Source organism: Tepidanaerobacter syntrophicus (assembly GCF_001485475.2).
Taxonomy (GTDB): Bacteria; Bacillota; Thermosediminibacteria; order Thermosediminibacterales; family Tepidanaerobacteraceae; genus Tepidanaerobacter; species Tepidanaerobacter syntrophicus.
Map to the genome: position 1 here is coordinate 388,004 of NZ_DF977001.1, position 12,399 is coordinate 400,402.

Below are 12,399 nucleotides of genomic sequence, written 5' to 3' on the forward strand. Positions count from 1 at the left end.
TATTTTACCGGTTAAATAATGCCGCATAGGAAAACCTATACGGCATTATTAACGCTCCGGCCCCGCCTGCCGACTGCCGGCCATTATGCGGTCTAAAATTTCTTGAAGTTCGGGGCTTAGTGCAGATATAATCCATCCGGCCTGTGATTTCATGGGGTGCTGCGTGCCTGCTAGGCGCTTTTTTTCTATGTAGCTGCTTGCCAGCGCATCCTTGACTGCCTGTGCGGTATAGGTTTTAATAAGGTGAGCTGTTCGGCACTAAAGTGCCGAACTTTATAATTTTGCTACTGAAATTTCACAAGCCCATCGATAAGGTCAAAGTGTTTGTCAAGCGAATATACGCAAAGATGATTTTTAATCGCCATACAAGCTATCACTGTATTAGTAAACGGAATGACAATACCTTTTTTTCTTAATTCCAGTGAAAAAAAACCTATGTCAGACCAGTCTGATTTCCTGATATCAACATATGGTAAAGCCTTTAGGCTTGCAAGAAGTTCCTCCGCCTGTTTCTTATTCTTGATACCCTGAATCAGTTCTGCAATTATCGGTCCTGTTATATATGCGCTGCCGGCATCTATCAGCAAATCTACGGCTTCGCCAATTTGAGCATTACCGCGAAAATATTCTATCCATATGGACGTATCGATTAAAACCTTACTCTGGAGTTCCATCGTCTAAACTCCTCATCTTTTCAATATCTTCAGGTTCAACTTCGAAATCTATTTTTTTCTTAAGGCTTTTTAATGCGCTCATTCTTTTGTTCCTTATAGCGTCCTTTAATGCTTCTTCTACGGCCTTTGACTTGTTCTTTTTATTGTAAATTTCCTCTACTTCTTTTAAGATGTCGTCTGAAATGTTAAGGGTAGTTCTCATATACATCACTCCTTTCATCAAGATTATACATTACTTTTTGATGTTGTGCAAGCGCATAACTGTATTAACTATTACTAAAGTGAAATAAGTAATATTACCATTTTATTAAAAGTAATCCAACTGTATTTTAGTAATAGTTGGCACCTAAAAACCCAGTATTTCCGCACCTTTCAGGCCTCCGAAAACATATTAAAACATATATAAAACAAGCAAAACAAAGACTGCTTGCCTGCTTTTTCGCTATCGCTTGCATAATTTTCTCCTCGTGCTTTAACATAAGGATCCCTGAGCCTCTATGCAGTCATCATTAGACTGCTTCTTTACTATGCTTCTTTACTTATGATCTTTCTCTTCATAGATACACTCTTTTAACGCGCGTTATCTTTACAGGATAAAATTCCGAAGTTCTCTCGCACTTTATCTATAAAATAAAACCCTACTTAACAAGATACGGATCGCTTGCCCCGGTAGAAGGGCTGTCGTCGGTCTTCAGCACCTCGATTTTTTCGGTAATCTTGTTGTTGGCGTATGTAGTCTCGTTTGAAGGCTTGTTTCTTGAGGGGTTTACCTCAACTTCAAGTGAAACACTTGCGCTTGAAGTATTCGGCATTGTAAGGTTTACCCTATCTATCGCGCTTGACTTTGCCGGAACCGTTATATTTGCCTTTCTTACCTGCTTTCCTGCAAATTTCCATACGATATCGGTCGTTATGGGCTTTTCGGATGTGTTGTACACCCTTGCGCTGAAAAGATCGGTTTCATTGGTATAAAGGGCGTCCGTCCATGCAGCAAGCTGAACCGATAGGTCTACTTTATCCTCCTGCATCGGGATAAATACCTGCTTTTTGTTGTTGTCATACGTGGTCTCGATAAGCCTGTTTTCTCCCAGCTTTTCAGGATTTATCTCGGCTACAACCGTCACCGGCTTTGATTTATCGCTTCCCGCCTGAAAGTCGAAGGGAACAGTTCTTGTTTCACCCGGCTTTAAGCCGTTTACGGGAATATCTGTGCTGCTGGTTATCTTGCTGTTTGCGGCGGTAAGGTAAATAGTCGTATTTATTGGGTTCGGCATACTGTCAGATGCTCTGTGAAAGGTTATTTTCCCGCTGTAATTTGCGCCCGGTTTTGCGCTTTGAGTGCCGGCATCGAGCTTATCTAAAACGATGTCCATATCCTCCTTTTTCCCGCCTTCTATGATCTCAATCTTACCTGTGTTAAGGTCTATTATCTGCATACGGCTTTGAATATCTTCCTCATAGCTTTTAAAGCGGGCAGGGACGTGGATGTCTGTAGAAAAGCTGTTTTCCAGCACATTGTAATATACCTTTGTGCCTGTAGCATCTAGCGCAGGTCCCTCGCCGCCTTTAGCGTCCGCCTGGAAAAACTCTACCTCGCCGCACCTTAAAAGGTATCTTGCCTCGTCTAAAAGGTGCTCTTTTCCTTCAAGCCCCAGGGCTTTTATGATGTATTCCCTGCTTAAAACGGTCGATGTAACGCAGGGCTTGTTAAAGCCCGCGCTGCCGTATTTGCTTTTAATATAGGCCGCTACATTGCTGTTTGACTCTGCGCGAAACTCCTTTGTATTTTCATACTTTGTATTTACGAAGGCATACTGAAAATCTATCCTGCCCTTGTCCGGAAAATAAACAAAGCCCCCGGGAAGGGGGACTCTGCTTTCATTTACAGGAATAAGGCCGTCCGATATTGCTATGCGATTTGAATTTAGAAGGGCTACCTTGTATCCCACCGTCCTGTAGTAAAAACCGTTGGGAACCTTCGGCCCGTATGTGGACTGCTCGTATATGGTTAAACTGTCAAGCTGAGCCTTGCCGTCAGGGCCGCCGGAACGGAATGGAGTAGCTTTGTCCATGCTCGTATCCAGTGTTCCTAGACGCTCGAACCTCATCTCAAGTCCGTTTTTATCATAAACTATCTGAGGCTTTTCATCACCTTCGGCTTTTGCAGGAAGCGCCGCCATTCCCATAAACATCAAAGCAACAAGCACTGCCGATATTATTTTTGTCCAGTCTTTCAATCTCATTTTCAATCTCATTGTCCTACTGCCTCCTTTTAATTAAAAATATCTAAAACACCTCTGCCTACATCAAGTACCTTATACTCCTTGCCTGTAAACCCTACCGTCGCATACCAGGCCTCCCTGCCGTTCACTATTACCCTAAAATAGTGCCTATTAGTGGACTGCCCCGGCTTTGTCTCCCAGTACAAATCCTTACACACTACAACCGATTTTGCATCTACCTGACTCGTTTTATTAAATAGATAGTCCTCTATGGATGCCTTGTATTTTTCAAATAAATCATCATCAATCACGGCCCATCCACCAACAGGAGTCCCCTCAGGAAATCTTGACTCCATTGGACCTAAATCCTTTATCTTTTGGATTATCTCGGGAGTAAGCTGGGATTCGCTTGTAATTCCTCCCGACTTATCGAGGCTTTCCCAAAGCTCATCGACATTTTCGCTTTTAGGGGGGTTTTCTATGCCTTTATCCTCTGCAAGTTCATCGAACATCTCATCGGTAATTACGGTGGTATCCTTAGGCACGTCTACAATTCCTATAATCTCATTTGCCTCTGCGCCGCCTTTTTCCGAAGGCTTGCCCATAAAGGTGGTTATGCCCTTGTCGTTTAAAAGCATTATGAATTGGGTCACCTGATCCCTTTGGAGGGGCTTGTCTTTTTCGTAGGACTCGAAGGTGAGCCTGCCGGGTATCATTCCGCTTGAAAGGTCGTTTTCATACATGTAGTATATAGCCTGACGCTCGTCTAGATTAAATCCGTTCTTTGCGGCTACAATCCTTGCAACCTGTCCTCTTGTAATAGCGGAGTCCTTTATCTTGTCATTTGTATATCCGTTAAAGGGCAGCTGCCATTTTATCAGCTCGTCGTATATTGCCTGGGCCCAGTGCTTTCCTTCTTCCTTTTGGTTTATCCTGTCTTTGTCGGTGTTTTTGGCATACCTTGCAAGTATTGCGGCAAATTCCGCTTCCGTTACATTTTGGAAAGGCTTGAATGTCCCGTCGGGGAATCCCTCCACTATGCCTTCTTCAGACGCCCAAGTTATTGCGGATGTTGCCCAGTAAAGGTCTACGTCCGAAAAGGGAGGGTTTAAGAATATAACATCGAATTCCTTCGCTTGCGCAATAGCGGAAACCGAAAAAATCGATAAAAACAATAAAACGGCAAGTAATACGCTTATTGATTTTTTAAACATGCGATCGTCCTCCTTAAATTTTGTTTTTCAAATATATATACAACAAAAAAACCGGCAATTCCTGCCGGGTAGTTTATTGTGATCAACTTTTTATATATATCCAGGTTATTGCACAACAACTTTCGGATTGGAGTAAAAAGCCTGAAACCTTTGATATATAGGAGGTTCAGGCTGGTTTTTTAAGGGGTTCGGTGTAAAAGTTAAGGTATGGGCAACCCGTGATTTAATGCATGTGCAAAAATTATCTATTTTCATGATATAATATTCTTGAAAAAGTACTGTTGCTTTTTCCATAAGCATTTAAATAAAATGCTTTCTAAAATACATCAAAACATAAACTTCAATGAGAGGGCGGATACTATGTCAGTTGAGAAGAAGAATCAATTATCCGATAAACAGCTTTCAATTCTAGAAAGTGAAATGAAAAAATATGGTAAAAGTGTTGGCGTTGCATATCTTTTGCTAATTTTTTTAGGGACTTTAGGTATTCATAAGTTTTATTTAGGTAAAGCCTTATGGGGGACAGTCTATCTTTTACTAGGTATTATAGGTTTGGGATCTTGGTTTGCCGGCAGTCTAGTAGCTTTTGGAGGAATTCCGGAACTTGCCGGCAGTCTTGGTGCAATCGGTAGTCTGTGCTTAGGTATTCTTTCTATATTAATTCTGATTGACCTTTTTACACTGCCCCGACAAGTTAGAAAAATTTATGAAAAAGCAGAGGAAAAAATAATAAATGAACTTCTACTAAGCCAAAAAAGTCAAGAAAGCTAAAATGTTTCTAGGATATTTAATCGTTTCAAGTCATTTAGAATATTAGAAGTGCATGCAACAGCAACCTTAAGCAGGTGGCAAAAGTTGTGTTACATTAACAATTTAAAAGTTCGAGACTTTTATTTGTCTTAAAAGGCCAATCTGCAAGTGTGTAGAAATTTTTATGTATTGTCGAAATTTATGTTCTAAATGTATTGATTTTGTTTTCTAGGACATCTACAACGTCCTTAAGTATTGAAGTAGATGCCTTTAGTTCTTCGCTCATCGCTGCCTGCTCTTGAGCTGTTGCGGCAATGACTTCCATTTTTCCGGAAAATTCTTTTATCAGTTTGTTTATTTCATTAAACCTTTCCATAGCTTTATCCAATTCGTCCTGTATCATAGCATATTCCTCAGATATCTTACTTATATTGTTTACATTATCTTCTGCATTACCCGTTACATACTTTAGATAATCCTGCATACTTTTAGATAGATTTACACCTTCATCTACCGTATTTATTGTAAGATTCATGTTAGCAATAGTCTCATTTGCTTTCGAGTCAATGCTGTTGGCTATTTCATTTATGTTTTGAGCAGATTCTTTTGTGCCTTGTGAAAGTTTTTGAATTTCTCTGGCAACTACAGCAAAACCCCTCCCCGAATCGCCTGCTCTTGCAGCTTCAATACCTGCATTTAGTGCAAGTAGGTTCGTTTGTTCGGCTATATCATTCATGGTTTGAGTAAAAATATAAATATTTTTGATTTCTGCTAGCAGTCTGTTCAAATTTTCATCCGTCGTTCTGGCTATATCGCTTAAAAGAGATATGCTCTCTTCAAATTTGCTAATCTCATCTTTTCTCGTCAAAGATGCCTCTTGTTCTAATTTCATATCTTTATAAATAGCTTTTAATTTTTCTACAGCAGTATCAAGTTTTTCTTTTATTTTATCCATATTTCCAACGGCTTCATCTAAAATCTTTTCTTGGCTAGACGCGCTGTTTGCCGCCTCTACAATATTTGCTGATACATCCTGAGCTGCGGAGCTTGATGCATCTGCATTTTCTAACAGTTGACTGTTGAAATTGAGTAGTTTACTTACCGAATCCTTTATAGAATTTATTATGCTGGCAGTATTCTTTATCATCACAGAAAACGCGCTATATATTTCGCTGATTTCATTGTTGCTTTTTGTTGAATTTTCAACGTTAACAGATAGATTTCCATTTGAAATTTCTAATGCATAATCTTTTATTTTGATTATGGGGCGAAGTATGCCTGAAATCAGGGCGGCAATAAGAGTTGTAATAGCGGCAAAGCCTAAAAAGATTACCGAAACAACCGTGAAAGTAATGGAGTCTATCATACTTTTAACATCATTTGCCGGAGCATCTGCACCCACAATTCCTACTATCTTTCCTTCCGAATTATATATTGGAGCAAATGCAGAAAAGAGCATTCCCCATTCTTCCGTCTCATAAAAATCAGTATACCCTCCCACGCCTTCAGTAAGAGCCTTTATAGTTTCTTCGGTATCAATAGTTTCATTTTCTGTATTGACAGATGTGCCTATAGGGCTAAAGTCTTCTTTATTTGTCTCATTTCCATCGACTATGTAGGCTGTAGTTTTTCCATCCTTAAGATAGCTCTCAGTAAAAAGAAAGCGCAAACCTGTGGTATTTTTTACTTTTATCAAGTATTGCCTCAGTTCCTCGTAGTAGGGATCTTTATCATTCAAATTTTCAACTAGGCTCTCGTATTTATCGCCGTCAATGCTAGCAGAAACCGTTTCAAGAACTGAAAGGATTTTTTCACCTTCTTTAAGCTTTAAGGTATCCTGGTAATTGTTTACAATAATCAAACCCAAAATAGTTCCAATTACAGCAAGCACAATTATGCACCAAACAATAGCAGTTCGCTTAATTGAGCTGGTACGTAGTTTGCGAGTGTTTTTACTATTTGATAAATTATCAACCATAAGATTGCCTCCCGGATAATGGTAAATATGAACATGTGTTTGTTTTCTAAGTGCTGAGGGGATGAATCTTCAAAAACGTTTCCGTAAATATGTTACAATACAAATATTTACCATAAGATACATGTTTTTCTAGTCATAAGCAAATTATATCGAATTATTAAAATTAAATCAACTTATTACAATCTATATGTCAAAAATTGAATAATGTCTAGTCTTGTACAAAAACCCGCAATTATTTTTCAGATCGAAGATCTGCAGAATGTTCCTATTTAAAATCAAGATTTGGCATAGAATTTAATTCGCAAAGGCAAGATAAAAATCTATCCTTAGCTTTTCCAAAAAATATGGTCCTATCATCTGATAGGACCATATATATATATATATATGAAAATTTATGATATTTATCTTTATTCTTCATATACTATTACAGCTTCCTGTGTGCTGTTTATCCAGTCTACCTTACAGTTTAGGTTTTCAGCAGCAAATCTTATAGGTACAAATGTTCTTTCATTCTTTAAAACAGGCACTACATCCATCTTCTTGCTTGCCCCATTTACTTTAATATCTGTCTTTCCAAGCCACATCTCAACTATGTTTCCCCTTGCATTAAGAGTTATCTTGTTTGTAGCATTGTCCCAATCTGCAGTTCCTCCCATGGCTTCAACAATTGCCCTTATGGGCACCATAGTCCTTCCTGATATCGTAACAGGGGCTGTTCCTCTTCCGGGATCTACTTCTTTTTGCACTCCATCAACACTCATATAGGGACTGTCCAGCTTAAGAAGGATAAAGTGCTTAAAGCTTCCTGGCTTATAAATCTGGCTTCCCGTTGTAACAGTAAAGGTTGCAATAGGATCGCCAAGCTTTTCGTCTATTCCTTCAAAGGGTTTTGCTTCTGCAAGTACAGGTTTTACCGTATAGTAGTATGTTGTATTAGGTTCTACGTTTACATCTGCATAAGAGGTACTTGTAATGTAAAAGTCGGTTACGGATATTCCAAGTTCGTCAGGAGAAGTTGACCTATAAAGTCTATACCCAAGGCAGTTTGATACTGGGTTCCACATAATCCTTGCACCTGATTCAAAAGCCTCTGCGTTGGTTGCGCTTATACCAGTAGGAGTAGTGGGAGCGGGTGCGGCAGGTGGTGCCTCCTCCCGCCATTCATAGGTATAAGTATAGCCATAGCCTTCACCTAAGCGCAAATATATAGACTTTTTGTCTCCCGGCGAACCTGCGGGAATTGGGGCTTCGCTTTCAAAATAGACTTTTTTATCTACTATATTTTTTTCGCCATCTTCAGATACAAAAGATATAGAACCTACTGTAACGCCAGTAGGAATACCCACAATATCAAAGGTTGCAGACACACCGCTTGGACTCCAAAGTTGTGATTCGAGTGTCTCTGCCTCAACATTAAATCCCACTTTTTGCCCTGCAGGAAGATATTCAGGGGGGCTGTCCCATGTTACTCTTGTAACTACGCGGGCAACTAGATCGCCTCCGGGGGTTGTGCATTCATTTGTAATTTTCATGTCTCCTTCAGAACCTTCACAGGCATAAGTCGTAAGTACATAGCCCCCACCCATTACATTGCTTTTAAATGTGCCGTCTGATGGAGAATTCTCAAAATGTTTTTCTACAAGATACCAACCGCCTGTTGCGGCATTAGCCTTTACTGGAATAAAGGCAACTATTGCTAGCATAAGTGTTACAGCCAGGGCAACTGAGGCAAAAACTGATAACCTTTTTTTCATTATTATCCCCCTCTTGATTTTTTTGATAATAGCAGGCAACTTTAATTCGCTATATCGGCAAATCATCACCTCTTTCCCGCAAAAAGATATTCTTTGTAATTTAGATTTTATTACCATTCTAATAACAATTCTGATATCATCTAAATTATATAGTGAAACTACTCATAAGGCAATAAAAAGTTAATTTGCATGCCACTAAACTCCAACTTTTTTTGAGTTATTGTATTATAAAATCTTGCAGGGTTTTTTATTTTTTTCACGTCTTTATAAATAGGGCGGAAGGAGGGGAGCAATGGATCATGATGCAAAGCTTGTTCAAGAATGCCTTCTCGGCAATGAAGATGCATTCTTTGAAATCGTAGAAGCTTACAAAGGATATGTTTTTGCAATTATTTTAAATTTTATAAAAGACTCTTACATAGCTGAGGACATTGCCCAGGAAGTGTTTTTGCAGGTCTACCGCTCTCTTCCTCAATTTAAAAATAAGAATTTCAAGGCATGGATTGGGAAAATTGCTGTAAATAAAGCTATCGACTTTAAGAGAACTCAAAAGAAATTTTATGAAAATGAAGTTATGCAGGAAAAAGAATCAATTTCAATAGCAGAAAATAAAATACCAACACCTGAAGATGCCCTGCTTGATAAAGAGCAAAAAACTAAGGTAGATGAAGCTGTGGCAGGCCTTCCGGAAATTTACGGCAGAGTCCTTAGAAAATATTATTTTGAGGGTAAAACTTATCAGCAGATAGCATTAGAAGAAAATATTACCGTAAAAGCGGTTGAATCAAGATTGTATAGAGCAAAAAAACTCTTTAAAAAAAGTTGGGGGAGGGAGAATATAACATGAAACATTACAGCAAGGAAGAACTAGCAAGTTACAAAGCAGGCACTCTTTCCGAAAAAGATTCGGATATTCTCGAAGAACACCTTACAAAGTGCGATATGTGCTGCGAGATGTTTTTATCGATGATTTATAATGAGGAGATACGCCAAGCCCAAAGCAAAATTTCTCTTGATTTTCCAACAAAGGTACTGTGTAAAGTAAAAAAACAGCGCAAAGTGGAGCCTGTTTGTAAAAAGAAGGTTGAGATCACAAGAAAAAGAAATCTTTTCATGTATTACATCGCAGCCTCCATAGTTACATTTATGCTGATGAACTTTGGAATGTTCAATAAGATTGCAAACATTGTACCTGTAGCAAATGCCACGTCTTACCGAGCAGAGTGCAGTATGAATATAGATTTTCCAGAAAAAATAGTCAGTGGAGCACATGAATGGATTCAAAATTTTGAGGAATATAAGTAAAGGAGAATTTAAACAGTGAATAAAAAAAGTAAACTTGTAACATTTATACTATCTTTTATTCCCGGCCTGGCTCATATTTACCTTGGATACCTTGACAGGGCATTTGTCTTTTTTCTTCTTTTCTTCGGTATAATACTGGGCACGGGAGGGCTAGCCCTTGTCTTGCATCAACATGAATTTATATTTATTTTGGGTTTACTGCTCCCCATAATATGGCTTATTTCATTGGTAGATGCTATCTCTTTAGCCGATAAGTCAGGATATAACGGCAATAATTCCGAAATACCGCAAGGAGAAAAGGAAGAAGTAAAAAGTTTTAAAGATGAAAATAAAAAAGTTATAGCGGTAGGTCTTTCGGTTATACCCGGAGCAGGCCACATGTACTTGGGCCTTCAAAGAGAAGGCCTGATATTGATGAGTATGTTTTTCTTTGACATTTTTTTGATGAGCTGGCTTAACATGAGTTTTTTCTTGTTCCTTTTACCTGTTATATGGTTTTACAGCATATTTGACACGCTCCACAGCCTTGAAGGAAAATCGGAGGAATACCGTACAGACAGTTACCTTTTTTCCTTACTTGACAACAATCCCAAAATTGTCGGCTGGAGCCTTATAGGACTTGGCATATTAGCTACATTTAACAGGATAATCATGCCGCTTTTGCCATGGAGGTTTCAGAGTTATTTGCAAACGATAATTGTAGCCGCAATTTTAATCGCAACAGGTATAAGGTTGCTAAAAGGTCCTAAGGAAAACAGTGAAAATACCGAGAAAGATCATGATTGTGATGATTATCTTGAAGAAAGAAGTGAAGATACATGCAGCAAAGAAGAGTAGGCACTTTTACAATGGGCATAGTACTTATATTTTTTGGATTTATTTTGCTCATATCACAGCTCAAGACACAAAATGCTGCAATTATATTAATAAAAGGCTGGCCGTTGATCCTGGTTCTTTTAGGTCTAGAAGTTTTATGGCGCTACTATACTTTAAAAGATGAACAAACCAAAATAAAGTATGATATCCTCAGCATAATTATAATTGGCGCAATATGTGCTACAAGTCTGGGATTGTACGTTTTTACTCAGGTCGGTGTCGTTTCTCGTATATCGGATATGGTTTTAAATCAAAGCTATAAGATGGATGCTAAAGTCAGCGAATTTATAGTAGATGATACAGTAAAAAAATTAGTTATAGACGCATCAGGCCTACAGCTTAATGTCAGAACGTCACAGAATAATAAAGTTACCGCGCAGGCTAAGGCTTGTATAAGGGCAAATTCAAAGGAAAAAGCTCAAGAGCTTCTGCAAGAGCAAGAAGTCGTCTATGAAAAGGAAGGAAATACTGTACATATGTCGTTTAACCGCCCAATTTCCGGGAATATCAGTGTTAACGAATATGATATTATTGTTCCCGCAAACCTGGAGGTCGAAGTTTATGAAACATCTGCTATAAAATTTATATGTCAGCAAATCCAGTCTGACTGGTATATATTTGATACAGGCAATGTAGATATAACTATTTCTGAGAATACAAATGTAAAACTTATTGCTTTAGTTGAAAATCAAGAATCACTGATGGGAAATGTCGATTGGGATATTGACGATCAAGACCCATCCGGCAACAAGGATCTTCCCGGCAATAGCAAAAGCCTTAGGTATGAGGCGACCTTCGGCAGCGGTAAAAATAATATTTATATACTCGAATCCGGTGATATAACAGCAAATAAGTTGTTGTAACAACTATAAAACTTTACCAATTTTTTCGTCTTCCTCTTTATAGGTAAAAGATATATTCTGAAGATAGGTTAATTTTAAGTAACCTATCTTTATTTATAAACTTAAGTTTGTAAGGCTCATAAAAATCACTTGACTAAATGAATTATGCTTATATTCCTTCGGATTACCTTGCAATAACATAATACAGCAAATATAATAATTATAACAGTGCGACACTGAGTTTGTGTTTTTAAATTATAACAATTGGAATGTTTTTAAAGCAGAAGGGAATGATAACAGATTGTTTGATTTAGATGAATGTGTAGCCTTTATTACTAATAAAGCCGCTAAAAAGATGGCAGATGCTTTCAACGAAAGGTTAAAATCTCTGGGCACTACTCGAGTTCAGTGGACCGCTTTATATTACCTGGGTAAATATGACGGGATAAGTCAAAAAGAGTTAGCTGAAAAAATGAATATTAAAAGTTCAACTGTAGCTAGACTAATCGATCGTATGGAAAATGACAATCTTGTAATAAGATTGGAGGATCCAGAAGATAGGCGTGCCATAAAGCTCGCACTAACTGAGAAAGGCAAAGAATTGAGAGAAAAACTGCTTCCGGAAGGGGAAAAGATGAGTAAAATTTTTGCTAGCGGTTTAACCGATGAGGAAATTGAAATATTTTTAAAGGTTATCAATAAAATGGTGGAGAATATCAGTTAAAAACTCAAAAATCTTCAAAATAAGAAGTTGACGTTTTATATAATAGTTGCTATACTAATA

12 protein-coding genes are annotated in these 12,399 nt (G+C 38.2%); 6 read left to right on the forward strand and 6 right to left on the reverse strand.

Features of this window, described 5'->3' with window-relative positions:
- Positions 1-284: 284 nt before the first annotated feature.
- The 4 genes from TSYNT_RS06865 to TSYNT_RS06880 all read right to left on the reverse strand — a co-directional run bounded on the left by TSYNT_RS06865 (position 285) and on the right by TSYNT_RS06880 (position 4,110).
- Entirely contained in the window at positions 285-674 is a 390-nt protein-coding gene (locus tag TSYNT_RS06865) for a PIN domain-containing protein (RefSeq protein ID WP_059032746.1), read from the reverse strand.
- Positions 658-876, reverse strand: coding sequence for a type II toxin-antitoxin system VapB family antitoxin (locus TSYNT_RS06870; protein ID WP_059032747.1), 219 nt, complete (start codon positions 874-876; stop codon positions 658-660). The genes TSYNT_RS06865 and TSYNT_RS06870 overlap by 17 nt, the downstream gene beginning before the upstream one ends.
- A gap of 436 nt (positions 877-1,312) precedes the next feature.
- Positions 1,313-2,929 carry a hypothetical protein gene (locus TSYNT_RS06875; RefSeq protein WP_059032748.1) on the reverse strand — a complete coding sequence of 539 codons (1,617 nt, stop codon included), beginning with the start codon at positions 2,927-2,929 and terminating at the stop codon, positions 1,313-1,315.
- A 17-nt stretch (positions 2,930-2,946) separates the two neighbouring features.
- Complete coding sequence (locus TSYNT_RS06880; protein WP_059032749.1) at positions 2,947-4,110, reverse strand: S-layer homology domain-containing protein; 1,164 nt, start codon at positions 4,108-4,110, stop codon at positions 2,947-2,949.
- 360 nt (positions 4,111-4,470) lie between these two features.
- Here TSYNT_RS06880 and TSYNT_RS06890 point away from each other — a divergent pair, with 360 nt between their 5' ends.
- A complete protein-coding gene (locus TSYNT_RS06890; RefSeq protein WP_059032751.1) occupies positions 4,471-4,881 on the forward strand; it encodes a TM2 domain-containing protein in 411 nt (136 codons plus the stop codon).
- A 178-nt stretch (positions 4,882-5,059) separates the two neighbouring features.
- Here the strand turns inward: TSYNT_RS06890 and TSYNT_RS06895 are convergent, their stop codons facing one another.
- Both TSYNT_RS06895 and TSYNT_RS06900 read right to left on the reverse strand, forming a co-directional pair.
- Positions 5,060-6,838, reverse strand: coding sequence for a methyl-accepting chemotaxis protein (locus tag TSYNT_RS06895; protein WP_059032752.1), 1,779 nt, complete (start codon positions 6,836-6,838; stop codon positions 5,060-5,062).
- 407 nt (positions 6,839-7,245) lie between these two features.
- Positions 7,246-8,592: a copper amine oxidase N-terminal domain-containing protein gene (locus TSYNT_RS06900; RefSeq protein ID WP_059032753.1), complete on the reverse strand. Its 1,347-nt coding sequence runs from the start codon at positions 8,590-8,592 to the stop codon at positions 7,246-7,248.
- A gap of 292 nt (positions 8,593-8,884) precedes the next feature.
- On the opposite strand from TSYNT_RS06900, the gene TSYNT_RS06905 reads away from it, so the two are divergent.
- From TSYNT_RS06905 to TSYNT_RS06925, 5 genes are all read left to right on the forward strand, one after another.
- Positions 8,885-9,439 (forward strand): RNA polymerase sigma factor, encoded by a 555-nt coding sequence (locus TSYNT_RS06905; protein ID WP_059032754.1) that lies wholly within the window; start codon positions 8,885-8,887, stop codon positions 9,437-9,439.
- Positions 9,436-9,897, forward strand: a complete 462-nt coding sequence (locus TSYNT_RS06910) for a hypothetical protein (protein ID WP_059032755.1) — start codon at positions 9,436-9,438, stop codon at positions 9,895-9,897. The genes TSYNT_RS06905 and TSYNT_RS06910 overlap by 4 nt, the downstream gene beginning before the upstream one ends.
- 15 nt (positions 9,898-9,912) lie before the next feature.
- Positions 9,913-10,734, forward strand: coding sequence for a hypothetical protein (locus TSYNT_RS06915; protein WP_059032756.1), 822 nt, complete (start codon positions 9,913-9,915; stop codon positions 10,732-10,734).
- On the forward strand, positions 10,716-11,636 hold the full coding sequence (locus TSYNT_RS06920; RefSeq protein WP_059032757.1) for a hypothetical protein: 921 nt from the start codon (positions 10,716-10,718) through the stop codon (positions 11,634-11,636). Before TSYNT_RS06915 ends, TSYNT_RS06920 begins: the two co-directional genes overlap by 19 nt.
- A 280-nt stretch (positions 11,637-11,916) precedes the next feature.
- Positions 11,917-12,339: a MarR family winged helix-turn-helix transcriptional regulator gene (locus tag TSYNT_RS06925; RefSeq protein ID WP_059032758.1), complete on the forward strand. Its 423-nt coding sequence runs from the start codon at positions 11,917-11,919 to the stop codon at positions 12,337-12,339.
- Positions 12,340-12,399: the final 60 nt, after the last annotated feature.

Excerpts from the sequence above, each read along its gene's own strand:
- TSYNT_RS06895 (WP_059032752.1), bottom strand. The coding sequence starts at position 6,838 with ATGGTTGATAATTTATCAAATAGTAAAAACACTCGCAAACTACGTACC.
- TSYNT_RS06890 (WP_059032751.1), top strand. The coding sequence starts at position 4,471 with ATGTCAGTTGAGAAGAAGAATCAATTATCCGATAAACAGCTTTCAATT.
- TSYNT_RS06880 (WP_059032749.1), bottom strand. The coding sequence starts at position 4,110 with ATGTTTAAAAAATCAATAAGCGTATTACTTGCCGTTTTATTGTTTTTA.
- TSYNT_RS06920 (WP_059032757.1), top strand. The coding sequence starts at position 10,716 with ATGCAGCAAAGAAGAGTAGGCACTTTTACAATGGGCATAGTACTTATA.
- TSYNT_RS06910 (WP_059032755.1), top strand. The coding sequence starts at position 9,436 with ATGAAACATTACAGCAAGGAAGAACTAGCAAGTTACAAAGCAGGCACT.
- TSYNT_RS06870 (WP_059032747.1), bottom strand. The coding sequence starts at position 876 with ATGAGAACTACCCTTAACATTTCAGACGACATCTTAAAAGAAGTAGAG.
- TSYNT_RS06865 (WP_059032746.1), bottom strand. The coding sequence starts at position 674 with ATGGAACTCCAGAGTAAGGTTTTAATCGATACGTCCATATGGATAGAA.
- TSYNT_RS06875 (WP_059032748.1), bottom strand. The coding sequence starts at position 2,929 with ATGAGATTGAAAATGAGATTGAAAGACTGGACAAAAATAATATCGGCA.
- TSYNT_RS06900 (WP_059032753.1), bottom strand. The coding sequence starts at position 8,592 with ATGAAAAAAAGGTTATCAGTTTTTGCCTCAGTTGCCCTGGCTGTAACA.
- TSYNT_RS06905 (WP_059032754.1), top strand. The coding sequence starts at position 8,885 with ATGGATCATGATGCAAAGCTTGTTCAAGAATGCCTTCTCGGCAATGAA.